This is a genomic window from Paenibacillus castaneae (assembly GCF_002884445.1).
GTDB lineage: Bacteria > Bacillota > Bacilli > Paenibacillales > Paenibacillaceae > Pristimantibacillus > Pristimantibacillus castaneae.
This window is the reverse complement of sequence record NZ_KZ614144.1, coordinates 5993072-6017420: the sequence shown is the minus strand read 5'-3', so window position 1 is coordinate 6017420 and position 24349 is coordinate 5993072. Positions and strand designations below refer to the sequence as shown.

General features: G+C 44.4%; 29 protein-coding genes. 22 read left to right on the top strand and 7 right to left on the bottom strand.

The features are described 5' to 3' along the window. Positions 1-9: 9 nt before the first annotated feature. The gene (locus CEF13_RS27055) at positions 10-192 is read right to left on the bottom strand and encodes a hypothetical protein (RefSeq protein ID WP_102715690.1); all 183 of its coding nucleotides are present in this window, start codon (positions 190-192) and stop codon (positions 10-12) included. 300 nt (positions 193-492) lie between these two features. On the opposite strand from CEF13_RS27055, the gene CEF13_RS27050 reads away from it, so the two are divergent. Then, positions 493-966, top strand: a complete 474-nt coding sequence (locus CEF13_RS27050; RefSeq protein WP_102715688.1) for a MarR family winged helix-turn-helix transcriptional regulator — start codon at positions 493-495, stop codon at positions 964-966. Continuing rightward, positions 941-1825, top strand: coding sequence for a pirin family protein (locus CEF13_RS27045; RefSeq protein ID WP_102715686.1), 885 nt, complete (start codon positions 941-943; stop codon positions 1823-1825). The genes CEF13_RS27050 and CEF13_RS27045 overlap by 26 nt, the downstream gene beginning before the upstream one ends. Before the next feature lie 75 nt (positions 1826-1900). On the opposite strand, the gene CEF13_RS27040 is transcribed toward CEF13_RS27045, so the two are convergent. The 4 genes from CEF13_RS27040 to CEF13_RS27025 form a co-directional block, all read right to left on the bottom strand. Next, the gene (locus CEF13_RS27040; RefSeq protein WP_102715684.1) at positions 1901-2428 is read right to left on the bottom strand and encodes a GNAT family N-acetyltransferase; all 528 of its coding nucleotides are present in this window, start codon (positions 2426-2428) and stop codon (positions 1901-1903) included. A 145-nt stretch (positions 2429-2573) separates the two neighbouring features. Continuing rightward, on the bottom strand, positions 2574-3854 hold the full coding sequence (locus tag CEF13_RS27035; RefSeq protein ID WP_102715682.1) for an ABC transporter substrate-binding protein: 1281 nt from the start codon (positions 3852-3854) through the stop codon (positions 2574-2576). A gap of 62 nt (positions 3855-3916) precedes the next feature. Then, a complete protein-coding gene (locus CEF13_RS27030; RefSeq protein ID WP_102715680.1) occupies positions 3917-4750 on the bottom strand; it encodes a carbohydrate ABC transporter permease in 834 nt (277 codons plus the stop codon). After that, positions 4750-5631, bottom strand: coding sequence for a carbohydrate ABC transporter permease (locus CEF13_RS27025; RefSeq protein ID WP_102715678.1), 882 nt, complete (start codon positions 5629-5631; stop codon positions 4750-4752). Before CEF13_RS27025 ends, CEF13_RS27030 begins: the two co-directional genes overlap by 1 nt. Positions 5632-5763: 132 nt before the next feature. Here CEF13_RS27025 and CEF13_RS27020 point away from each other — a divergent pair, with 132 nt between their 5' ends. The 14 genes from CEF13_RS27020 (at position 5764) to CEF13_RS26955 (ending at position 19358) form a co-directional block, all read left to right on the top strand. Then, complete coding sequence (locus CEF13_RS27020; protein ID WP_102715676.1) at positions 5764-7671, top strand: cache domain-containing sensor histidine kinase; 1908 nt, start codon at positions 5764-5766, stop codon at positions 7669-7671. Then, positions 7668-9281: a response regulator transcription factor gene (locus tag CEF13_RS27015; RefSeq protein WP_102715674.1), complete on the top strand. Its 1614-nt coding sequence runs from the start codon at positions 7668-7670 to the stop codon at positions 9279-9281. Before CEF13_RS27020 ends, CEF13_RS27015 begins: the two co-directional genes overlap by 4 nt. Before the next feature lie 100 nt (positions 9282-9381). After that, entirely contained in the window at positions 9382-9864 is a 483-nt protein-coding gene (locus CEF13_RS27010; RefSeq protein ID WP_102715672.1) for a CcdC family protein, read from the top strand. Positions 9865-9985: 121 nt separating this feature from the next. After that, positions 9986-10531, top strand: coding sequence for a glutathione peroxidase (locus tag CEF13_RS27005; RefSeq protein WP_102715670.1), 546 nt, complete (start codon positions 9986-9988; stop codon positions 10529-10531). Between the two features lie 806 nt (positions 10532-11337). Continuing rightward, positions 11338-12699, top strand: coding sequence for a sodium-dependent transporter (locus tag CEF13_RS27000; RefSeq protein ID WP_102715668.1), 1362 nt, complete (start codon positions 11338-11340; stop codon positions 12697-12699). Between the two features lie 141 nt (positions 12700-12840). Further along, positions 12841-14502 carry a glutamine--tRNA ligase/YqeY domain fusion protein gene (locus tag CEF13_RS26995; RefSeq protein ID WP_102716588.1) on the top strand — a complete coding sequence of 554 codons (1662 nt, stop codon included), beginning with the start codon at positions 12841-12843 and terminating at the stop codon, positions 14500-14502. A 119-nt stretch (positions 14503-14621) separates the two neighbouring features. Beyond that, on the top strand, positions 14622-15125 hold the full coding sequence (locus CEF13_RS26990) for a GNAT family N-acetyltransferase (protein ID WP_102715666.1): 504 nt from the start codon (positions 14622-14624) through the stop codon (positions 15123-15125). Continuing rightward, positions 15122-15835: a metallophosphoesterase family protein gene (locus CEF13_RS26985; protein ID WP_102715664.1), complete on the top strand. Its 714-nt coding sequence runs from the start codon at positions 15122-15124 to the stop codon at positions 15833-15835. The genes CEF13_RS26990 and CEF13_RS26985 overlap by 4 nt, the downstream gene beginning before the upstream one ends. Positions 15836-15865: 30 nt before the next feature. Beyond that, entirely contained in the window at positions 15866-16309 is a 444-nt protein-coding gene (locus CEF13_RS26980; protein WP_244917137.1) for a VanZ family protein, read from the top strand. Positions 16310-16363: 54 nt separating this feature from the next. Further along, positions 16364-17425, top strand: a complete 1062-nt coding sequence (hisC, locus tag CEF13_RS26975) for a histidinol-phosphate transaminase (protein ID WP_102715662.1) — start codon at positions 16364-16366, stop codon at positions 17423-17425. Further along, a complete protein-coding gene (locus tag CEF13_RS26970) occupies positions 17425-17859 on the top strand; it encodes a hypothetical protein (protein ID WP_102715660.1) in 435 nt (144 codons plus the stop codon). Before hisC ends, CEF13_RS26970 begins: the two co-directional genes overlap by 1 nt. A gap of 160 nt (positions 17860-18019) precedes the next feature. Then, positions 18020-18634 (top strand): TetR/AcrR family transcriptional regulator, encoded by a 615-nt coding sequence (locus CEF13_RS26965; RefSeq protein WP_102715658.1) that lies wholly within the window; start codon positions 18020-18022, stop codon positions 18632-18634. A gap of 6 nt (positions 18635-18640) precedes the next feature. Beyond that, the gene (locus CEF13_RS26960) at positions 18641-19033 is read left to right on the top strand and encodes a DMT family transporter (protein ID WP_102715656.1); all 393 of its coding nucleotides are present in this window, start codon (positions 18641-18643) and stop codon (positions 19031-19033) included. 1 nt (position 19034) lies between these two features. Continuing rightward, entirely contained in the window at positions 19035-19358 is a 324-nt protein-coding gene (locus tag CEF13_RS26955) for a DMT family transporter (protein WP_102715654.1), read from the top strand. Between the two features lie 107 nt (positions 19359-19465). Here the strand turns inward: CEF13_RS26955 and CEF13_RS26950 are convergent, their stop codons facing one another. Then, positions 19466-19672: a hypothetical protein gene (locus tag CEF13_RS26950; protein WP_208414753.1), complete on the bottom strand. Its 207-nt coding sequence runs from the start codon at positions 19670-19672 to the stop codon at positions 19466-19468. Between the two features lie 336 nt (positions 19673-20008). Between CEF13_RS26950 and CEF13_RS26945 the strand changes: the two genes are divergently transcribed. From CEF13_RS26945 to CEF13_RS26920, 6 genes are all read left to right on the top strand, one after another. Continuing rightward, on the top strand, positions 20009-20428 hold the full coding sequence (locus CEF13_RS26945) for an RrF2 family transcriptional regulator (protein ID WP_102715650.1): 420 nt from the start codon (positions 20009-20011) through the stop codon (positions 20426-20428). 71 nt (positions 20429-20499) lie between these two features. Next, complete coding sequence (gene trxA, locus CEF13_RS26940) at positions 20500-20811, top strand: thioredoxin (RefSeq protein ID WP_102715648.1); 312 nt, start codon at positions 20500-20502, stop codon at positions 20809-20811. 300 nt (positions 20812-21111) lie between these two features. Further along, the gene (locus CEF13_RS26935; protein ID WP_244917136.1) at positions 21112-21888 is read left to right on the top strand and encodes a glycosyltransferase family 2 protein; all 777 of its coding nucleotides are present in this window, start codon (positions 21112-21114) and stop codon (positions 21886-21888) included. 84 nt (positions 21889-21972) lie between these two features. Continuing rightward, on the top strand, positions 21973-22317 hold the full coding sequence (locus CEF13_RS26930) for a DUF2304 domain-containing protein (protein WP_102715646.1): 345 nt from the start codon (positions 21973-21975) through the stop codon (positions 22315-22317). After that, positions 22317-22661, top strand: coding sequence for an EamA family transporter (locus CEF13_RS26925; RefSeq protein ID WP_102715644.1), 345 nt, complete (start codon positions 22317-22319; stop codon positions 22659-22661). The genes CEF13_RS26930 and CEF13_RS26925 overlap by 1 nt, the downstream gene beginning before the upstream one ends. 41 nt (positions 22662-22702) lie before the next feature. Continuing rightward, on the top strand, positions 22703-23962 hold the full coding sequence (locus CEF13_RS26920; protein WP_102715642.1) for a phospholipid carrier-dependent glycosyltransferase: 1260 nt from the start codon (positions 22703-22705) through the stop codon (positions 23960-23962). Positions 23963-24023: 61 nt separating this feature from the next. Here CEF13_RS26920 and CEF13_RS28980 read toward each other — a convergent pair whose 3' ends face one another. After that, the gene (locus tag CEF13_RS28980) at positions 24024-24167 is read right to left on the bottom strand and encodes a hypothetical protein (RefSeq protein WP_166742934.1); all 144 of its coding nucleotides are present in this window, start codon (positions 24165-24167) and stop codon (positions 24024-24026) included. Between the last annotated feature and the right edge of the window lie 182 nt (positions 24168-24349).

Genomic DNA, 24349 nt, shown 5'->3' with positions numbered 1-24349 from the left:
TGACCGGGCTTAATCGAGCACTTCGTATTCAGGATGTAAATAATGAAAATTACCGAACAACTTCCACCAAACGTTTTGCAAAAAGAGAGACTCCGCGTGGCGGTGTCCTCTTTCCAGCCGATTGCGCCGCTCCCCCACTCTACTGGCAATATGATGTTGAATAAATAATTGATGCGCATCGTCATAAGTCATTCCCATCATCCTCTCGGAAAAATAGAAAACGTCCCGTTATCGCTCGCAGGAGCATTAACGGGACGTTCTTCGTCTCTAAATCGATTATAGGACAAATAAGGGGAAATGACCAACCTCTTTCTTATGAATGCAAATCATCTTAACAGAAGATCATTTCACTAGTTTGCCAACGCTGCTAACAGCTGAATGTCAGCAGCCTCAGCAGCGCCGCTAAACGTACAGAGTTGACTAAATGAATCTTTTGTATTATCTTTAATTTAAGATTATTTAATTGAAGACAAATCAAGGGAGGTCAATTAAATGAATCCTCCGTTTACGGATGACGATCAGATTGCTTCACTCAAGCTGATGGTCGTGCTGTCCAAAGCCTATAAAAGCATGATGGAAAAAGCTTCGAAGGACATTAAAAACTATGGTTTGTCACCTTCTGAATTTGGAATTATGGAGGTGCTATATACGAAAGGCAAGGTTGCACTGCAGCAAATTGGCGAGAAAATGCTTATTACAAGCGGTACAATGACTTACAACGTAGATAAGCTGGAAAAAAGGGATCTGCTTAAGCGAATTCCTTGCCAAGAGGATCGAAGAGTGATCTATGCCGAGCTGACGGTGAAAGGAAGAGAGATGTTTGATCTTATTTTCCCGCAGCATTCAGCAAATATGCAGCAAATGATGAGCGGTCTTTCGCAAGACCAGAAACAAGAACTGATACAACTATTAAAGCAATTAGGAAAAGGAGAGCATTCACATGACCAACACATATCGGACAATTGAGGGAACATTCCAAGGCGCCCCATTCAACATGGTAGGCGACGGCTTCCGTGTATCCAACTACTTTCCATCAGGCAATCCATTCGAGCAGCGAATAAGCCCATTCCTCTTGTTGGATTATAATTCACCATACGTCTTCCCTCCCAGCAACGTATCGAGGGGTGTAGGCGCGCATCCTCACAGAGGCTTTGAAACGGTATCAATCGCCTACGAAGGCCATGTCGAGCATCATGACAACCAAGGCAACCACGGAATTATTGGACCTGGTGATGTACAGTGGATGACGGCAGGCTCAGGGCTTTTGCATAAGGAATATCATGAGAAGGAATTCTCGAAACGCGGCGGAACCTTTCATTTTATTCAACTATGGGTGAACCTTCCGCGAGCTAACAAAATGCACGCACCAAAATATCAGGAACTGTTGAAAAAGGATATGGGCAAAGTCGAACTTCCTGATAATGGCGGTAGTGTACGCATCATTGCCGGGGATTACAACGGAGTACGCGGACCAGCTGAAACCTTTGTGCCGATTCATCTATTCGATATTTCATTCAAAGCGAATGGGAAAGCACAATTTGAGCTGCCGTCTTCATTCAACACCGCAGCATTGGTTCTTAGAGGAAATGCCAAAATAAACGAAACAACTGAAGCTAAAGAAGGAAACTTTGTTCTGTTTGGAAATACTTCTGGAGAAATCCTCATAGAAGGCCAAACGGATGACACACTTGTTCTTGTGCTGAGCGGCGAGCCGATTAATGAACCTGTCTATCAACATGGACCATTTGTAATGAATAGCCGAGAAGAGGTTATAGAAGCCTTTAAAGACTTTCAAGCGGGTAAAATGGGAAATTCAAATTTCTAATGCCAAATAAGCGGCCACCATTAAATCGGTGACCGCTTATTTTCTTACGAATACATCGTCTTATCCATGATTTATTCAACCAATACCAATCCAATATCGCTTAATAACATTTCCGTTCTCTTCTATATAGGAGCTGTCCGGTACGCCGCCATTACGGACGATCGTTCTCGCTGAGGCCTCATTATGCTCGTCGCACACGACCAATGCCCTTTGTATGCCGAGCCGTCTCGCTTCCTCCAAAGCCAATGCAAGCAGCTTGGTGGCATAACCCTTTTGCCTTTCAGAAGGGCGTATGCCATAGCCAATATGACCGCCGCTTTGAAGCAAATGCTCTGTCAATCGATACCGTATATTAACAGCCCCGATGATTTTTTGATCTTCCGCAACGAGCCAAAAGGTCGAATCAGGAACCCAGCCCTCAGGCAGGTTTTCACCTTTTTCATTATGAAGCAGAAATTGGACCATGGCTTCAAAGTCGGAAGGGTCTTTACTAATAACCCAAGGGACCATATTCTCTCCGCTTTCTACCCATTCCTTATAGAAAAGTAAGTAAGAATCCTGTAAAGCTATTGTTGGTTTGATTAGTGATACATGGTTTTCCATCGCATAGCTTCCCCTCGCATATGACGTAGTTTTTACCTTTCCTGCATTATACCGTTTATTATCGTAATTGGAGTGAAAATAAAAAAGCCGCTTACCTCATCCTAAAGGAAGGAGAGATAAGCGGCTTTCCCGCTTTTGAAAACAATTATTTTTTCAATTTATCCCAAGCGGCTTGCATACCGGATTGCCAAGCTGTCTCATCAATTTTGCCTGCAATATATTGCTGCATAACGTTTGCGAATTCTTGCGTAACACCATCAGGATATTTCGAGGATTGAAGACCAAGCACTTTGTTTGCTTGTACATAGTTATAGACCTCTGTACCGATCGGACCCATATCCTCAGGTGTAGCTGTAATCGTTGTTAGAGCAGGTATGAATTTAAACTTTTTAACGATGTATTCTTTTCCGATATCGGAACTTACAAGCCAGTTCAGAAATATTTTTGCTTCTTCTTTCACATCGGAATCTTTGTTGATAACGAGGTTGGCAGGAATACCAACGTTTAGCTTATCATTTGCTTCAGCATCTTCACCAAGCGGCATTGGCAGTACGCCAATGTTCATGTTAGGAGTAATGCTGTCGATTTGTACTTGCGCCCAGTTGCCTTCTTGCATCATAGCTGCTTCCCCGTTAGCAAATATCGAAACTTGTGTGTTGTAGTCTGTTGTAAGCGGGTTTTTGTTGCCATAGTCTACTGTAAGCTTCAGGAGCTTCGCCCATTGTGCGAACTTCTCGTTGCCAGTCATTTGAACTGAACCATCATTCAAGCCCGCGATAAATGCGTCTACATCAGGCTGTTGCGCGAATGCAGGGTTAATTCCTTGGTTGCCGATAAGCCACCATTCTTGATAAGCGTTAGCAAAAGGCGTAATGCCAGCGTCTTTTAGTTTTTTTGCTGCTGCTTCAAGCTGTGAATACGTTTTTGGAAGCTCTGTAATGCCTGCTTTTGCGAACAAATCTTTATTGTAAATGTATCCGAAGCCTTCAAGGTTCATCGGCATGCCGAATACTTTGCCGTCTTTGGTCATTGGTTCTGCAGCTAAAGGAACAAGGTCTTTAACCCAAGCTTGATCAGATAGATCCTCTAGCTTGTCCAGCCACATTTCCATTTCAGCGTAGCCGCCATTGGAGAAAATGTCAGGAGCATCGCCAGCTGCGAATTTGGTTTTGAGTGAAGCGCCGTAGTCAGCACCGCCGCCTACTGTTTGAATGTCGAGCTTGATGTCTGGGTATTCTTTGTTGAACTCAACTGCCAATTCATTAAGACCATCAACAATTTCAGTCTTGAATTGAAAAATCGTAACTGTTTTTGCTTTGGTTTTCGGTGTTTCTCCCGCATCTTTGTTGTTGCTACCGCATGCGGACAATACAACGCTCATAGCCAGCAAGAGGCTGAGTGATAACATGGACCACTTTTTGTTCATAATAAAATTTCCCCCTAAAATAATATTTTATATATGGAATCGGCTGCTCGTGTAAAGCTATGTTAGCCCTTAACAGAGCCCGCCGCTACTCCCTCAACAATGTAACGCTGAAGCATCAAGAAGAAAGCTACAATCGGTGTAATGCCAAGGACAAGTGCTGGAAGCGCAAGATCCCACTGCTTCGTATATTGACCGAAGAAAGCAAAGGTTGCCAGCGGAATGGTCCGCATGTCAGGCTTTTGCAGTATAAGCGAAGGAAGCAAGTAGTCATTCCACACCCATAAGCAGTTCAAAATAATAACAGTCATCAGCATCGGCTTCAGAAGCGGAAGTACGATTCGGAAGAACACCGTAACAGGATTGCACCCGTCTACAGTTGCTGCTTCTTCTATTTCAAGCGGGATCGATTTAATGAAGCCGTGAAATAAGAATAGGGAAAGTGGAGCGCCAAGGCCCAGATAACACATAATAAGTCCGTACATGCTATTATTAACGCCTAGTACGTTCACGACTTTAAGCAATGGAATCATGATCGATTGGAAAGGAATAACCATAGCAGCAACAAATAGCATGAACAAGATGCGATTGAAGCGGGTATTGGCACGAACCATTCGATAAGCTCCCATCGCACTAATAAGTGCAGTGACAACTACGGTAACAACGGTAATAATCATAGAGTTTTTGAACGCTTGAGGGAATCTCGTCAGCTCCCAAGCACGAGAATAGTTCTCCCATTTGAATATGTGCGGCCAGCTTGCTGAGTTAGACATGATTTCGCCGAAGGGCTTGACCGAATTGACAAGCAGGAAGTAGAACGGTGCAAGAAACAAGAGACCGATCACAATCATAACTATTTCGGTGATTAGCAGCCTGCCGGTATATTTTTTGGTATCCATTAAGCTTCAACCTCCTTGCTCTTCGTGACCCGAACTTGAATCATCGTAATAATGGCAACGATGAGGAAAAAGATAAGTGATTTTGCTGTTCCCAGTCCATAACGGTTGTTCTGGAATGCTTCAGCATAAATATTTAGTGCGACCGATTCTGTTGATTTGAACGGTCCGCCTTTTGTTAGCGACAGGTTCAAGTCAAACATTTTGAACGACCACGAGATAGCAAGGAATAAACATACGGTAACGGCAGGCATGATAAGCGGTAAAATGATACTGCGCAGCACTTGGAAATGCGTAGCGCCATCAATCTCAGCTGCTTCCAGCACATCTTTGGAAACGTTCGTAAGCGAAGCAACGTATACAACCATCAGATAACCTGCGGATTGCCATACAAATACCATGACGATGCCCCAGAAGCCGGTTGTCTCATCGCCAAGCCATGGAAGGTTAAAGAAGGACCAGCCGGTTAAATCACCGACAGTGGAAAATCCTTTTACAAAAATAAATTGCCATATAAACCCAAGAAGCAAGCCGCCGATTACGTTAGGCATGAAGAAGACGGTCCGAAGTATGTTACGTGTCTTCAGCTTCTTAGTAAGCAGGTAGGCAAGAAAGAATCCGACCAAATTCGTTAATAGAACGCCCACTATGGTAAATCGAATCGTAAACCAGAACGAGGACCAGAAGTCAGAATCATTAGTGAAAATTTGTTTGAAATTATCGAATCCAACCCATTGGACTGTGCCCGAAACGCCGTTCCAGTCGGTAAATGAGTAGTACATACCTAGCAGAAACGGGATAATCATAATTAGTAGAAAAAAGATGGACACTGGCCCAACGAAAATGAGTTGCGGCAACCATCTGGACATTCTCTTGCTGCCCATAGAAGAACTCCCCTTTCTTTTCACAGACAAACTATTGTATGGTTAATTATGCAAGCTGGGCAGCACGATAAACACCGACGGATGTGACCGGTTAGGTGCAAAATATTGATCGGGAGCGGAGGATGTCTGTACGTGAAGTGGAAAAGTATACGAACAAAATTAATCGTTTTCATGCTTATAGCGACAATCGTGCCTATTGTAACCACGATGATTGTGTTTTATTTCTATTTATCCCAGTCGATGAAGGACAGGGTGATTCATGAAACACAAAACCTGCTTTATCAAGGCCAGCGGAATGTATCCGCGGTTCTGGAAGAGCTGAATCGCAGTTCGCTCAACGTGTATTCCGATGCTGAATTGTACAGGGTGCTTCAATCGGGATCTAGCGATTATCAAGCAGATACCCGCGTATTCGCTTCCATGTTTTATATAAAGTCATCTGTGCCGGATGCCTACCTGGTGTACTTATACGCTGAACAAAGCCATAAGGCGACGATAGTTGCAAACGGCGTAGCTGGGAAAAGGGCGGATAATACACTTGTTTTCTCCGATTCGGAGCGATATGTTGGGAGTGGAGCGGCCGTATCGCTGCAGCCCACTCATTTAAGCCATAGTTACGGCTTTGCTTCATTACAGCCGCAGCAGTCGAGCGAGAAGGTGTTCACGCTGCACCGGCGTATTGAACGGGTACCATCGAATGATACCCTTGGCTTCTTATCTATAGATGTTAAATTATCTCTTCTCACCGATATCGTGGATCAGCTTTACGATTCTAAGGATGAGAATTTATATATTGTTGATGATAACGGTTATATTGTGTTTTCAAATGAAGACCAGCAGCTTGGAAAGCCGCTGCATGCCTCTTGGTATAAGGGAGCCCAAGCTCAGAATGGCCAGGAGAGTGGGAACTTTGAGCTGAATGGCTCTTTATTTGTGTATGAACGTGTACAAACAGCAATAGCTGGCTGGACGATCGTCAAATGTATTCCGACGACTTCCCTTATCCAGCAGGCGAATGAAGCTGTTACGATTAGTCTACTGATCCTTGCAGTCTCGCTTATCGTTATCGTAACGGCAATCATTATAGTCTCGCTGCGAATTACAGCGCCAATCAAACAGCTTGTCCATTACATGAATCAAGTGCAGGCTGGTAATTTGAATATCCCGATTCAATCGTCTGGCAATGACGAGATTGCTCTCGTCGTCATTCGCTTCAGAGGAATGATGGATACGATTAACAATCTGATTTTACGGGAATATAAGCTGGAGCTGGCGAATAAGACGAATCAGCTGAAGGCGCTGCAGGCACAGATCAATCCGCATTTTCTGAATAATACGATACAGATCATCGGAACATTGGCGCTGGAGCTAGGGGTGCCGCGTATTTATGCCTTATTATCTGCGCTGGCTCGCATGATGCGCTACAGTATGGATAATGAGACAAGAACAATTACGCTGCGCGATGAATTATCCCATTTGAAGGCCTATATTGAATTGCAGAAGGAACGTTATGAGAACAGCTTTGAATTTCATACGGATGTCCAAGAAGAACTGCTCGATGCGGAAATGCCCAAAATGATTTTGCAGCCCGTACTTGAAAATTATTTCAAGCATGGGATGGACAAGTCCGGAAAAACCGGGAAAATGCTTCTATCCACTCAATCTATTGATGATGAATGGTTTGAGGTTGTGGTTGAGAATAACGGATATGCCATTCCTGACAAGCGATTAGCCGAATTGCGCCTTGAGCTGGCAAGCGCATCCTTAGTGAAAGAAACTCATCTGAATACCACGCCGTTAAATGACAATGAACCAAGAGAGTCGATTGACGGAGATATAGACGTAAACCATTTCATCAAAAAAGCGCAAGAAGGCGCCAATACAAGAATAGGCTTGCCTAACGTCTTCGCACGCATGCTTATGGTTTATGGAGATGGAGCGAAGCTTGAGATTGAGAACATTTCGCCTCAGGGCGTGCGAATAAAGCTAATGATGAAGAAAAAAATAGAGACGCAGCATGGCGGAAAGGAACAAGGATGAAGGTATTAATCGTTGATGATGAAGCACGCGTACGCAAAGCGGTGAGGCTTCTTGTGGAATGGGAGAAATACGGCATTAATGAAATCGAGGAGTCTGAGGGCGGATTTGATGCCATTGCGCGAATGCGGGAGAACAAGCCTGCCATTGTCATTATGGATATGATGATGCCGGAGGGAAGCGGAGTCGATCTAATGGAGGCGTTGAGTGAATTCGCAGGTTCGGTGAAATTTATTGTCGTCAGCGGGCGCGGTGATTTCGATTTCGTACGCGAGGCAGTACGCCATGGCGGGATTGACTATTTGCTGAAGCCGATTGAGCCGGAGGCGATCAATGCTGCGATTGCGAAAGCGGCTTCACAGTGGCAGCTGGAGGAACGGGAACGAACAGATCGGCAGCAGCAGAGAAAACAGCTGAACGAGTTCAAGCCTATGTATGGAGAAAAGCTGCTTACAGGATTAATAGACGAGCCGGTTACGGCACAGGCTGCTCTTCGAAGGTTGAAGTCGGAAGGGCTCGTTCCTGAGGAAACCGCCGATGTTCAGCTTGCGCTGCTGCAAATGGACTTAAACGATAAGCAGCTTCTTGAGCGGTTCGCTAGGGACAGTGATCTGCTTCTTTTTGCCATTATTAATATATGCAATGAGTTCCTGCTTCCGAAACAGCGCGGCGTAGCCTTTCGTCATTGGGGAGCACCAATGGAAATCATTATTGCGGTCTGGAATGAGACGGAGAAATTGCCGTCCATTCTCCATGACATTAATGAGGGCTTATTTGTAACGCTGCAGCGGCGGATGCAAATGGGAGTGAGCCAAAAAGGTTCATTTCCTGAGGAAATGCCCAGTCAGTACGAAGAAGCGCTATCCGCGTTATGGAATAGAAATGTATTGGATACTCATGTTTATATACATTCATCTGAAGAAACAAAGGCAGGGAAAATGGGTGTAATTTCGGATTGGGAGGAGCAGTGGAAGGTTGCTTTGCTTAGCGGCGATAATGCTCTCCTTGCGATAGCATCGAATAAGTGGCTCGAAGCGCTGCGTCTAGCTGGTACAATCACTCCGCATATGCTGGAGGAATATAAGACGCGGACAATGCTGTTATGCGAAAGGGTGCTGCGAGAAGAAGCGGGACGGCAAACAGAGGATGGAATGGAGTGGAATGATGAAGCTATAGCGATTCAAGCGCCTTATGCGAATGCAAGCACATTTTCAATACAGGCTTGGCGAGAATGGTCGCATCAGCTTATGCAGCGCTGCTCGCAAGCTATGCAGCAGCGTCACGTTCAGGAGAAGGCCAAGATGAGCGATATTGCGAGCTTCATTGAACAGCATTACCAGAAGGAATTGTCGCTGCAGGATATAGCCAAACGTTTTTTTGTCAGCCGAGAATATGTATCCCGTAAATTCAAGCTAGAATACGGCATTAACATTACAGATTATATATCAGGCGTTCGCATTGATAAAGCGAAGCTTCTTATGGTCAATCCTCATTTGCGCATTGCAAAAATCGCTGAAATGGTCGGTTTTCATGATGAGAAATATTTCAGCAAGGTGTTCAAAAAACAAGTGGGCATGTCTCCAAAAGCCTATCGCAATGATTTGTTGCCATAATGGGGCTCATTTTTTCTCTGGATATTGATTTGCAGTCCATTTTATTTTGCAGTACGATGGAAGGAATAACACAATTTCATTATTAAGGAGGCAGAATGCGATGCTGTTTTCTACAACATTCATCCAGGTTGGCTCGGTTGTCGTATCGATTCTAGCCGGCCTCATGCTAATCGTTATTAGACTGCGCGCAGGGAAAAAACCGACCACCTTGCGCAAAATTATTATACCGCCGCTTGGTATGGCGACTGGCTTTATGATGTTTGCAGTCCCGTATACACATATTCCGTGGATTTGGGGTTTATCTGCATTCGGCACGGGCATGCTGATCTTCTCCTTCCCGCTAGTCGTAACGACGCGCTTAGAACGGGTAGAATCCGACATTTATGTGAAACGATCGAAAGCATTTATCTTTATTCTGCTCATCTTGTTTGCAACAAGGCTATTCATGCATGGAATGGTTGAGCAATACTTATCCATCCCGCAAACCGGGGCAATCTTCTATCTGCTAGCTTTTGGCATGATTATTCCGTGGAGACTTGCGATGGTCAGTGATTATATGAGGCTGCAAAAAATACAAACATAAACGCATTTGTCATACACATCCTTGTTTGTTTGACACCATGTCTTCTGGCATGGTATTCTTTTTATATTAATCAATTGTATACAATTAAATTTCACGTAATTAATAAAGGGAGGTAATATTAATGAGTATTTATTCGTATGATGTAGAAACGATTCAAGGTAAACAAACGAGCATGGGGCAGTATAAGGGGAAAGTGCTCATCATCGTCAATACAGCAAGCAAATGCGGCTTTACGCCGCAGTATGCAGATCTACAAAAGCTGTATGAAGAGTATCACGATCAAGGACTAGAAATTCTCGGGTTTCCTAGCAACCAATTCGGTGAACAGGAGCCAGGGGCCAACTCGGATGTACAAAGCTTCTGTCAGCTTAATTATGGAGTAAGCTTCCCGTTGTTCAGCAAAACAGAAGTGCGCGATGAGAACGCTCATCCTTTATTCAGCTACTTAACGGAGGAAGCCCCTTTCGGCGGTTTCAATACAAACGAGGCCAGTGGGAAAATGCTAAATGCATTCCTTGAAGAAAAGCTTCCTCATTTCCTTGAGGGCAACTCGGTGAAATGGAATTTCACTAAATTTCTGGTAGACCGCGAAGGGAACGTCATAAGACGGTTCGAATCAACCGACGAACCGATGGATATGAAGGCGGATATCGAGCGCCTGCTTTAATGCTCCCTCAGTTAAAAATGAAATAGATGCGGCCTCCGGGCGACAAAAAGCCCAATTTATGGCTAATATCGTCGTTTTGAAGGAAAAGGTGACGGTTGTCGGTATAATGTGGTGCTTTATATGGAGGTAATTTGGAGAAGGCTGCTGAATCATGAGATGCGAAGCTTTGATTCTGTTCTCTCCTTTGCATGAACACAGTTCACCAGTCTTACTGCATTCTTAAATGAGCTTTCGTTTTTTTTCAGACCTCATGCAGGAATGAAACATCGGATATGATCAACGTGCACCATCTGCTCGACATACGGTCTTCTTATGCAGCTTCCTTATACAGCTTCTCTTCCTCTTTTCATCTAAATGCTCTACTAACATTAGAGGTTGAAAATGGACAGAAACGACATTGTCGTTCTGTCCATTTTTTTGTGTGGTGGGAAGAATGTGAATGAATGCTTTATTATGATACAACTCTTAAATTAATAGTTTAAAATATGCAAATTTATTTGAGTGATTTATATCTTTAATGTTGATTATAAAAGTTATTTGTTTAATTGTTATTATTTTTAATTGGTTTAAAATATATAAAAATAGGATTGGTGATTGTTCCAGATTTAATAAGGGAAAGATAACTTTCCTCTAAGGAAATTGCTGTGTGTGAAATCTGACGGATTATAAAACGAGGGGGTTCGCCGCGATTAGTCGTGCATAATCAGGGTATATAGTACTTATGCAGATTAATCTTACTTAATGGTCATACTACCTTAAAGAGTAAAGGCTGTAGGCTTAAACATAAAGCATGAGGTGAACGGTATATGAAGAAAAATCAGTCAGCATCATTGCAAAGCGGCGGCAAGGGAGCTGGCGAACGATTTTCTTCGTCTGGCTTTATTTTAGCGGCTATTGGAAGCGCAGTTGGGCTCGGAAATATGTGGAAGTTTCCATACATAACGGGTCAATATGGGGGAGCAGCTTTCTTCTTGCTCTTTGTTATTTGTCTGCTTATCGTCGGGCTGCCGGTGCTTCTCGCTGAGCTGGCAGTAGGGAGAGGTGGCCGCGGGAATGCATCAACATCGCTTATCCGTCTCAGCGGCCATAAATTGTGGGGCGGCTTCGGCTTTATAACCATACTAGGCGCTTTTGTGATCTTATCCTTTTATGCGATTGTGGCTGGTTGGACGATGCACTACGCCATGCTTTCATTTACAGGCAAATTATTTGCAAGTGAGGATTATGCAATGCTGTTTAGCCATTTCAACGACAGCTGGCTTCCTGTTTTCTGGCAATTTCTCGTCATTTTCTTAACCGGATTTATTATCATGCGCGGCGTGTCAGCCGGGATTGAGAAGTTTAATAAGGTGCTTATACCTGGGCTCGTTATTTTGCTGGTTGTTCTTGCGATACGTGCATTGTCGCTTGAAGGCGCAGGGGAAGGGGTTTCTTTTTTCTTAAAACCCGACTTTAGTAAATTATCGGCTGAATCAGCACTCGTTGCACTCGGACATGCCTTCTTCTCCTTATCGCTTGGCATGGGGACGATGATGACCTACGGGGCATATGTCGACAAAAGGCAGTCGCTGGGACTAGCCACACTCGCTGTAGGCGGAGGCGATCTGATTTACGCATTTCTTGCGGGCTTGATTATATTTCCGACCACTTTTGTGTTTGGCTTGGAGGCTTCACAAGGGCCAGGCCTTGTATTCGTCGCGCTGCCTGCGGCGTTCTCAGCGATGCCGTTCGGATCGCTGTTTGGCGGCCTGTTTTTTGTATTGCTTGCATTTGCGGCGCTCACCTCAACCGTATCGCTACTAGAGGTTCCGGTTGCTTTTGTCCGTGAGGCATTCAAATGGAGCCGCGGTGTGTCAGTATTTGTGGTTGCCAGCTTATGCTTTCTGATCGGCCTGCCTTCGGCAATGTCTCTAGGCAATAAAGTGTCGTGGCTGACGTTTGGCGGAAAATCTTTTTTTGATTGGATGGACTTTGTATGCTCCAATATCGTGCTCCCGATGGGAGGACTCGTGGTGACCTTGTTTGTAGGGTACGCCTGGAAAGGAGCTGCGAAAGAGGCTGGATTAAGGGGCTGGTGGCTGCAAACCTGGCTGTTTATGCTCCGTTATGTCGCACCCTTGCTTGTCCTTCTCGTATTTCTATACTCAGCAGGTATAATCAAGCTATAGGGCCTTTCGAGCCTTATTAATGAAGCTGAGTTTATACTAAATGGCTATCCTATTAGAGAGTATTATAATTTCAACCGATTTTGTGTATGATAAGAGGATAACTATTTTCCGTGGAAAGGTTGGTCGCGAGTGGAGAACACAATAGAAAACAAGTCCTCATCCTCCAATTTTATTAAAACCATCGTTATTGAAGATTTGAAGAGCGGGAACGTGCAGGAAGTCGTAACTCGCTTTCCGCCTGAGCCGAACGGCTATTTGCATATTGGCCACGCCAAATCAATATGCTTGAATTTTGAACTTGCAGACGAGTTTAAAGGAAAAACGAATCTTCGTTTTGACGATACGAACCCTGTGAAGGAAGATACCGAATACGTGGAATCGATTCAAGAGGATGTTCGCTGGCTCGGATTCGAATGGGACAGCCTTCGGTTTGCTTCGGACTACTTTGAAGAGCTTTATAATCGTGCGGTGCTTCTTATCAAGAAAGGCAAAGCATATGTATGCGATCTTTCTGCTGAACAAATGCGCGAGTACCGCGGTACGCTGACAGAGCCGGGCAAGGAAAGTCCTCATCGTGATCGCAGCGTGGAGGAAAATCTTGATTTGTTCTCGCGTATGCGTGCAGGTGAGTTTAAAGATGGCGAAAAAGTGCTTCGGGCCAAGATTGACATGGCTTCGCCTAATATTTCTTTGCGTGATCCTGTTTTATACCGTATTTCGCATTCGCATCATCATCGGACAGGCGACGCTTGGTGCATTTATCCCATGTATGATTACGCGCATCCGATAAGCGATGCGATTGAAGGCATCACGCATTCGATTTGTACGCTGGAATTTGAGGACCACCGTCCTTTGTATGATTGGGCTATTGCGGAATGCGAGATGGAGTCGGTACCTCATCAATATGAATTCGCACGTCTGAATGTAACGAACACCGTTATGAGTAAACGAAAGTTGAAGCAATTGGTGGACGAGTCAGTTGTAGACGGCTGGGATGATCCGCGCATGCCTACGATCAGCGGACTTCGCCGTAAAGGCTATACACCGGAAGCTATACGTACATTCTGCCGCGAGATTGGTGTATCGAAGAGCAATAGTCTTGTCGATGAACGGAATCTGGAGCATTTCATCAGAGAAGATTTGAAGCTTAAGGCGCTTCGTACGATGGCTGTCCTTCGTCCTCTCAAGGTTGTCATAACCAATTATCCAGAAGGCCAAACCGAGCTGCTGGATGCAGAGAATAACGCAGAGAACGAAGCGATGGGTATCCGTCAAATTCCGTTTTCACGCGAGATTTATATTGAGCAGGACGATTTCATGGAGAATCCTCCGAACAAATATTTCCGTCTCTTCCCTGGCAATGAGGTGCGTCTCAAGCATGCCTACTTCATTACATGCCAAGAAGTCATTAAGGATGAGAATGGTAATGTAATCGAGCTGCATTGCACATATGATCCTAAGACGAAGAGCGGTTCCGGCTTTAATGAGCGGAAGGTAAAGGGAACGATTCACTGGGTAGAAGCTTCACAAGCGGCTGCTGCTGAGTTCCGTTTATTCGAGCCTCTTATTACAAGTGAAGCGGAAGAAGAAGGCAAGCCATTCTTGGAATGCATTAATCCGAATTCGCTTGAAGTGCTGCAAGGCTTCGTTGAGCCGAACATGAAGAGTGCAGAAGGCGGCGATAAGTTCCAATTTTTCCGTCATGGCTACTTCAATGTGGATCCTAAGGATACGACGTCAGACAAGCTAGCTTTCAATCGAATTGTTTCATTGAAAAGCTCGTTCGACCCGTCGAAAGCATAACGAAAGACGTGAAAGCCCGCCAAGCATAATTGCTCGGCGGGCTTTCCTTATTTTATTCCTTCAAATGCCCTCTAATATGATATAATCTGTGAAAATTGGATGAGTAAGAGGTGGCGGTCATGTTTAGTCAGCACTATGATATTGATGATGCGCAGATTGAGGATTTGGAGCGGATCGTCGCTATTTATAATACAACAATAGCAAGCAGAATGGTGACGGCGGATGTGGAGCCGGTGACGGTTGAAAGCAGGCTGGCCTGGTTCCATGAGCATTCAGCAGAACTGAGACCGTTATGGGTGCTGCGCATCAATGGCGAAATCGCCGCATGGTTTAGCTTCCAATCCTTCTATGGAAGGCCTGCTTATCAAGCAACGGCAGAGATCAGCATCTATATCGCTGAGGAATATCGCTCGCAAGGGCTTGGCAAGATACTGCTTGAGAAAGCGATCAAGGAGTGTCCGCGTCTAGGCCTGAGCACGCTGCTAGGTTTTGTATTTGGGCATAATGAGCCCAGCTTAGCGCTTCTGCGGAAATTCGGCTTCGAAGTATGGGGGCAGTTGCCAAAGGTAGCGGTGCTTGACGGAGTGGAACGCGACCTCGTCATTGCAGGTAGACGCGTATGAAGCGTACATTAGTAGTCAGTGATATTCATGGCTGTTACTCACCCTTCAACGACCTGCTGGAGCTGATGAATTATCGTCCAGGAGAAGACCAACTGATCCTGCTCGGCGATTATGTCGATCGCGGACCAAGAAGCAGGGAAGTGGTAGAGCAGATCATCGGCCTTGTCGAGAAAGATGGCGCAATTGCAATTCAAGGCAATCATGATGAGCGTCTAGTTGACGTTATGCTGGAGCGGAGCGAGCAAGCGCTTATGAAGTTCTCGGGGCATGGCGGCAGGCAGACGGCGGAGAGCTATGCGGGTATCAGGCAAGGGACGATTGACCACGTCATTGAGCGCGCTAAACAAAATATCCAGCAACATTATATGCATCATATGAATTTTCTGGATGAGCTGCCCTACTATCATGAAGATGAGCATTTCATCTATGTGCATGCGGGTCTCAACCCGTCTTTCTTGAATTGGCGTGAGCAGCCGACTAGAGATTTCCTCTATATAAAGGAACCGTTTCTCAGCCGGCCTACTGTAGTGAACAAGACCGTTGTATTCGGTCATACGAAAACGATAGACATTCAGGGAAATGCCGGCATTTGGTTCGGAGATGGAAAGATTGGAATTGACGGCGGCTGTGCAACCGGTCATCAGCTCAATGGACTTGAGATTACGGGACCGAGCGACTTCCAATTCTACGCGGTGCCTTGGCGGCCGTAGAACATTTATGAGGAAGGGGCAACAAACCGAGTGTTCAAATCTGCTTATTTCAAAAGCTTGCCATTGAATGTCATTTTATTTGTGGCAGCGCTAATTTACGCATTGATCATGGGCTTCTTGTTGTTTCATCGCCCACGTTATTATGGCGACGGATTCATGTACAACCTTGTCCCATTTCAAACGATCAAGCAATATATATTTTCGAGAAACCACTATAATTCGGATATTTGGGTTAAAAATCTTTTCGGAAATATTGTTTTATTTATACCGATTGGCATATTCCTTCCCATGCTTCAACCTTTTTTTCGCAAAGGATTCGTACTACTTATTGCTACAATTGTTCTTATAACAGGCGTTGAGCTCACACAAATGCTAACAAGAGTCGGAAGCTTCGACATAGACGATATCATTCTCAATACGTTTGGAGCAATGGCGGGACTGCTGTTGATAAAGGCTGTTTTTCGCCGCTATTAGTGTTAATATATAAGCAATTGTGATAAAGACCAAGCATGAGAGGATGATCTTCCATTGAGTAAATTTTGGAACCCGCTGACCGCCTCGCTGGTGCCATATGTACCGGGCGAACAGCCTAAGGATAAATCGTATATTAAGCTGAATACGAACGAGAACCCCTATCCGCCGTCTCCGAAAGTAATGGAGGCTATAAAAGAAGCGGCGAATGCCGATTTACGCTTATATCCTGATCCTACCTGTGAAAGTCTTGTGCAAGCGACTGCGGACTATTATGGCTTGCCTGCTTCCCAAGTATTTGTAGGCAACGGCTCTGATGAAATATTGGCTTTCGCCTTTGCGGCTTTTTTTGATCCGAAGAAGAAGATCCTTTTTCCGGATATTACTTATAGCTTCTATAAAGTTTATGCCAAGCTATACGGCTTGGAAGCAGAGCTTATTCCGCTGGACGAGCAGTTTAAAGTGCAGATCGATCAATACCATTCGGATAACGGAGGTGTTATCTTACCGAATCCAAATGCGCCTACAGCACAATTAATTTCCCTTGATGAAATAAGAATGCTGTTGGATCGAAATTCAAATCAAGTTGTTATTATTGATGAGGCTTATATTGATTTCGGCGGGCAATCCGCTATAGAGCTGGTACAAAGCTTTCCGAACTTGCTAGTTGTTCAGACTCTTTCGAAGTCGCGTTCATTAGCTGGCTTGCGCGTTGGTCTTGCCTTTGGCAGCGAGGAGCTGATCGAGGGACTCAATCGTATCAAAAATTCATTCAACTCCTATACGCTGGACCGTCTTGCTTTAGAGGGTGCCGTCGCTTCGTTTCAGGATGAAGCCTATTTCCGGGAAATGACGGCTAAAGTTGTGGCTACACGGGAAAGGGTAATGGAGCAATTGGTAGCCCTTGGCTTCAAGGTAACGGATTCGAAATCCAATTTCGTATTCATATCACATCCGTCGATTGCGGCAAAAGGAATTTTTCAACAGCTGCGCGATAAGGGAGTGCTTGTCCGCTATTTCGACCAACCGCGTATTGATGAATATTTGCGTGTGAGCATCGGCACCGATGAAGAAATGGATGCTTTTGTTCATGCACTCAAAGAGATTGTAGAACCATAATGGAAAAAGCTCCGAAAGAGGAACTGCTGATCAAACGGTCGATGCGGTCGGTACTGTTATTGAGTGCGATATACGCAATAGTCAGCAATATCTATCTTTATACGGCTTACTATAACAACGTAATTATTAAGTGGAGCTATCCCATTTGCACAATCCTAGTGATTGCCTTCGCTTTCCCGATTGTAAAGTTGTTTCGCAATCGACACTGGTATTTTCCAGCCTTAATCTTTATATTCTGGATTCCAATTGGCGTTCTCCTTGGTTATTTGTTAAGTAAAATATTGCCTAATTCGACTGACAATTATGATTTTGGCCTTTTGCTTGTATACTTCTTCATTCTAAATGTCAGTGTTATGTTTCTTGGTGTAGCCTTAGGCATGTTGATTAATGCTTGCTGGATGCTGTGGGTAAAATTTCGATCGCGTTCTAAGTGAATATGATGTATTGAAGTAAGCAGGGCAGCTCTTGAGGTCAACCACCTTAATCGCTGCCCTGCTTTTTTATTGACTTTTTAATAAAACCGTTTTAAAATTCCAATAGACTAACTAACGTTCGTTAGGTTAATGTAAATGCTAATGCACAGAGGTGATCATAATGAGGGCTGGACCTACTACAGCGGAGCGAATTAAGCTGTCCGCATTAACGATGTTCACAGAATTAGGCTATGAAGGAGCATCTTTGTCCAATATTGCGAAAGCCGTCGGTATCAAGACGCCTTCTATTTATGCTCATTTCGAATCGAAGGAGCAGCTTTTTCTTCAGCTTATCGAGGATGTTATATCGGAGGAAAGAGAACAATATATGGCGCTCCTTCAAGAGATCCAGCAGGAAACGATAGAGCGGCAGCTTTATCAGCTGTTTGACTTTTTCACAAATTTCAACCATTTATCGACAGGTCAGACCTTCCTAAAGCGAACAATGCTTGTACCGCCGTATCATCTAAGGGATCAACTGCGGAAGGACATAATGGCGTATGAGCTGGAGCTCACTGAAGGAATTGTCTCCGTATTGCGCAGAGGAGTATCAGAGGGTGTTTTTCCTGTCTTTCATACGGATGACGAGGAGCGCTTGATTGCGGCTTTTTATGTGTGCGCTGATGGATTACTTGTTGAGTATCAGATATATGATGAAGTGCTGTATGGAAGAAGAAAGCAGATGATATGGCAATCATTATGGCAGCTTTGGACAATGACAGCTAGAGAGGGTTGAATAACAATGCAGTGGATTTTGTTATTGCTGGCGGGTATTTTGGAGGTAGGCTGGACGCTTGGGCTGAAATACTCCCATGGCTTCACGATTTTGGTTCCAAGTCTTATTACGGTGGTATTGCTTGTTTTAAGTTTTATGTTATTTGCTCGGGTTATGCGTACCATTGAAATCGGTGTTGCTTATGCGATGTTTACGGGAATAGGGACAGCAGGCACAGTTATTGTGGGTATCCTTGTGTTGAACGAGCCTGCTGATTTTTGGAGATTGTTTTTTATCGTGTTATTGGTTGGGGGCATCATCGGTTTGAAGCTCATCTCGGAGGAAAAGCCTTCAGAAGGCTCAGTTGGTATTGCAGCGAATAGCACCGGCAAGCCTAAACATGAGAAAGTAGGTTCCTAATATGTCATGGATTTTCTTAATTATATCCGGCTTAGGCGAGGTCGGCGGCGTTACGTTTATGAAAATGTCGGACGGCTTTAAGAAGTGGAAGGGTACAGTTGGGGCGATAGGAGCGGGCTTTGTCAGTTTTTTCTTTCTATCGAAGGCGCTGCAAACCATTCCGATCAGTACGGCTTACGGCATATGGACGGGTATTGGATCAGTTGGTAGCGTTGTGCTAGGCATGTTCGTATTCGGTGAATCAAGGAATTGGCGTAAAATGCTGTTTCTAGCGATGATTATTTCAGGAGTTATTGGCCTAAAGGTCGTTAGCGGAGGACATTAATGCCCACTGCTTGGGTATCTGCTTGTCCATGTTCTAGAGTGAAGCAACGGCTGCCTTGCAGGCAGCCGCTACGGCTGAAGCCTTTTTTTGAACGGTCGTGGTATTCATTAGTGTTCCTTGTCAAAAGCAGCAAGAAGCGACTCGGCCAACTCCGCATCCTTCTTAAGAACGTGAATCCGTTTTAAGGAGTTGCCTTCAGCAGTGATTTTTGTTTTCAGTCCGTTCGCTTTGAAATGAGCTTGCAAGCGATCAATGAGCTCAGACCTGGATCCGCCTTCTGCACGAACCGAAATCCAACGATTCCAAAATGCCACTATTCGTCACCTCCTTAAAGTTTTGCGAAGCAAAACTCACTTCGAAAGCAGTCGCTTAGTTTTGCGAAGCAAAACTCACTTCGAAAGCAGTCGCTTCGAAAGCGAAGCATCATTCATATGTATTCAGGGAAAGCGCTCTTGCATGACTGAAAATATTATAAATAGTCAATAATCTATGAAATATTTACATGGTGATTGACATCCGTCCCATTATCTAGCAGCGAATAAGAGCCGGAGCCCTGCGCATGCTAAGTAAGTGATTTGGTGAACATGGCTATTGACAAATGTAACTGTAACGTTTAAGATTACAGTACAAAGCAGGGAGGCCCGTTCACAGTGAACAGTGAATTTACAATTGCCGTACACAGTCTCGTTTACTTAGCTTATTTGCCGGAAAGAATGGCGAGCAGTGATATGATCGCCGAGAATGTCGGCACACATTCTGCACGTGTTCGGAAAGTGATGAGCGGTTTGCGCCGCAGTAAATATGTGGATACGCGTGAAGGCTCAGGCGGCGGATATAGGCTGACCATTGAACCAAGCGAAGTAACATTAGCCGATATTTATCGTGTGATGGCACAAGGCTCGCTAATTCCTAGCTGGTGCTCAGGCCATCCAGAGATGGATTGTGTAGTGGGCTCGAATATGAATCAAGTCATGTTCGGTATTTTTTGTACAGCAGAGAAGCAGCTTGAAAGCCATTTGAGCGCGATAACGATTGAGGATGTTCTTAAGCAAATCCACGCCTGTGGCTAGCAAGATGTTTCATTAAGCGGTGAGACGGGTATTCCCTTAATCATACAGATTGTTTAGAGAGGATGATTGAAATGGCAGTAGCATTGACGAAAGAAAACTTTAACGAAAGCATTCAAAACGGCGTTTCTCTTGTAGATTTTTGGGCACCTTGGTGCGGACCTTGCAAAATGCAGCTTCCTATCATTGAGGAGTTGTCAACTGAGCTTGAAGGCCAAGCTGTAATCGCAAAAATCAACGTTGACGAGCAGCCTGAGCTTGCTTCGCAATTTGGCGTAATGAGCATTCCTACACTCATTTTGTTCAAAGACGGTCAACCCGTTGACAAAATGGTTGGCGTACAAAGCAAAGACGCTTTGAAAGCGAAAATTTCTGGTCAACAATAAGCGCAGCAACCTTATTATAAGAATACACGTCTAAATATCGTCTGGAATCAGTCAAAGGCTGAAACTCCAGGCGGTATTTTTTTCTGATTACGAACAAATCTACTTAATGATGTTGGCATAATAGGAAGAAATTGTCATGTAAAAATCAAGGTAATTAAACAAGTAATTATGAAAACTTAAGGGAATCTTAAGCGTATAAAAGGACTTTATCTGTTGCTTTCTACTAATGAACTCTAGTAGAATTAATATAAATTGTGCACAGCGACGTGACAAAACTAAGAATTATGGAGTGGTGATGGAGTGAACGCAGTCTTGACGAAAAAGGACGGCATACGAACCGGAGAGTCTCTGCGGCAAGATCTTTCGTCTTCAAAAATATTAATTATTATACCTGCTTATAATGAAGAGCATAGCATTAGCCAAGTCATTCAGGATGTGAAGACGCATTGCCCGTCCGCTCATATTCTAGTTATCAACGATGGCTCGAAGGACAGGACTCGCGAGGTAGCGGAAGCAAGCGGTGCCTCCGTAATAACACTTCCGACCAATCTTGGGATCGGCGGTGCAATGCAAACCGGATATCGCTATGCACATCGGTATGGTTATGATGTAGCTATTCAAGTGGATGGAGATGGGCAGCACAAGGCGGAACAACTTCATCTCATTTTGGAGCCCGTACTAAGCGGTCAAGCAGATCTTGCAATCGGCTCAAGGTTTATTGAGCAAACTGGCTTTCTGTCGTCTGCTTCGAGAAGAGCAGGCATTAAAATATTGTCTACGATTGTTAGTGCGATGACACACAAGCGTGTACTTGATGTAACATCGGGCTTTCGTGCTGCCAACAAGCGTGCGATTGCCGTATTCCAAAGCGATTATGCGACAGATTATCCTGAAGTGGATTCCATTGTACTCATTCATCGCAGTGGACTGCGTACAAGCGAGGTCGCGGTCGTTATGGAAGCCCGCACAGGCGGTAAATCATCAATAAATGCAATGAGATCTGTGTATTATATGATTAAAGTTATTCTTGCGTTGTTCATTCGAAGCCTTAAAGCAATCAAGCCCATTGAGGCTTAAAACATAATAATCGTTTTGCTGTTCGAAACGAAGCTGCCCATTACGAAGAGATTTTTGCTTCGCAAATTTGAAGGAGGATACACAATGCAAGCCTTGTGGATTATCACAAGTGTCGTTTTCTTAATTGTGCTGATTATGTTAATTAATCGCAGATTGCTTCGTGAGCAGTATTCAATGCTATGGCTGTTGTTTGGTGTTGTCATGCTTATATTGTCTGTGCGTATTCAAATTATTGATTCACTGGCCCATGCGATCGGCATTGCCTATGCGCCGGCGTTATTGTTTCTGGTCGGTATTTTGTTCTGCATTATGTTAATTCTTCATCTTACCGTTATCGTTTCGAAGTTATCGGAAAAGGTCATTCGCCTTACCCAAGAGCTAGGCATTCTGCATCATGAATTGCATGAACGGAAGAGGTCGGATTCGTAATGCCATATATTGTTTTATTTCTGAATATATTGCTGCTGGTCTCAGGGCAGCTGTTATGGAAAGCGGGTATGAACAAGCTTGATACGACCAAAGGCGATTCTTGGGTTTCGCTGCTATGGTCGCCGCATATTTGGTCAGGTCTTGTATTGTACGGAATTGCGACCGTTTTATGGCTATACGTACTAAAGAAGCTTCCGCTAAGCTTAGCGTATCCACTGCAAAGCATGGCATATGTCATCGCTTTGGTTGCTGCAGTATTCATCTTTCACGAATCGGTGCCGATGCAAAGATGGATTGGTGCTGCAATTATTTTGCTGGGAGTTATTGTGCTCGCCTGGAAATAGGTCTTCTTTCATGCTGCACGGATTGAGGAGGATTAACGAACGTGGTGGAATGGGTAAAGAAAAACAAAATATTTTCGATTTTGGTCATTCTCATTTTTATTCTTGGTTTTTATCTTCGGGCTGATTTCTTAACGTCAGTTAGGCATACGGTCTCGCATGATACGAAGTATTATAATGAAATGGTGCATAGACTTCTTGATACAGGCGTCTACGCATATAAGGGAGAAATTCCCAATGCACAAGTAACGCCGGGATTTCCACTGTTTATGACAGGGATGTATATTGTGGCAGATCAGATCGGAGTAGAGCCTTTTCCGCTTATCCGCTGGGCACAGGTGCTGATAAGCCTAGGTTCCATGGCTTTAATTTATACAATCGCCATGCAAGCAACGCGAAATAAATGGGTAGCTATTGTTGCTTTATTTGTGAGTGCGATCTATCTTCCTTTTATTTGGGCGAACGGAGCTATTCTTACCGAAACGCTTGCGTTATTTTTATTAATGGCCTATTTATCTATGCAGATGTATGCCTTTCGTACACAGCGAAAGCGGGATGCGGCATTTGCAGGCATCATATTAGGACTAACTGTTCTTGTGCGAGCAGAGTTTATGCCGCTGTTCGTGCCCTTGTATGGTGTGTTTTTGTTACAGCAATGGTATAAACGGAGCACTGACGGGGCTGCGGTTAGAACATCAAAGCTAGCTGTCTTCAAAAAAGTGGCTTTATTAGGGGTTATTACGGGTCTTTGCTTGTCAGCAGTTATGCTGCCATGGTGGATTCGAAATGTGGTATCGCTGAATGAATTTGTACTCACTGCTTCGCAGTCCAATCCATTCAAAGCGGGCACATACCCCAACAAAGATTACACGGATAAGATTGTTGTGCAGAACGGCATGTCACAGAATGAATATGCATGGGCCCGCATCAAAGCTGGCTTTACGCAGCAAACTTGGAAGTATGTGAAATGGTTCACGGTAGGGAAGCTTGAATATACGTATAATCGTATGTTCTTCGGTTCTGGACATGAGCCGGGCTATTTTTATCCGAAGGCCCATAATTTCCATCAGCTCATCGTATACGGCAGTATTATTCCGCTGCTCATGCTCGTCTGGCGCTGGAGGCATCCTGCTGTGATGATTGCTGTTGTCATCATTATCATGTCTATGATCCGCCTGTTATTTGTGCCAGAGTATCGATATAACTTTACGGTCATGCCGTTGTTTATTATTTTAACATCCTGGCTAGGCATTACTATTTTGCAGAAAATAGGGACTTATACATCTCGGAGAAAAGCTGTTTAGCCGTTCACAAAAGCCAAGACCGACCAGTTGCGCACTGGATGGTCTTGGCTTTTGATTTTGACTAGTCGGTTTTTTTATTCTTTGATCTAAAGTTAGAGACGGACTTGGTATCCTCAATCGTGTCATTGACGAACGCCATATCTTGATTTTTTGCTTTCATGTGTGTTGTTCCTTTGTAGTTGCCCTTATGCGTCTGATTTTCCATATCGTCACCTCCTCCGAAAGCCTGTGAGTACAAGGCATATGGCATAAAGCACATGCACAAAGCATATGGCATATGCCATAACGCGCTATGGTAGTATTTCCTCAACCGCGCTGAACATCCTTAAAACCAGTTTAAAGCAGCGAGCAAATCTCAACCAATTAGGGGGTGGGTCGTTCCGGGCA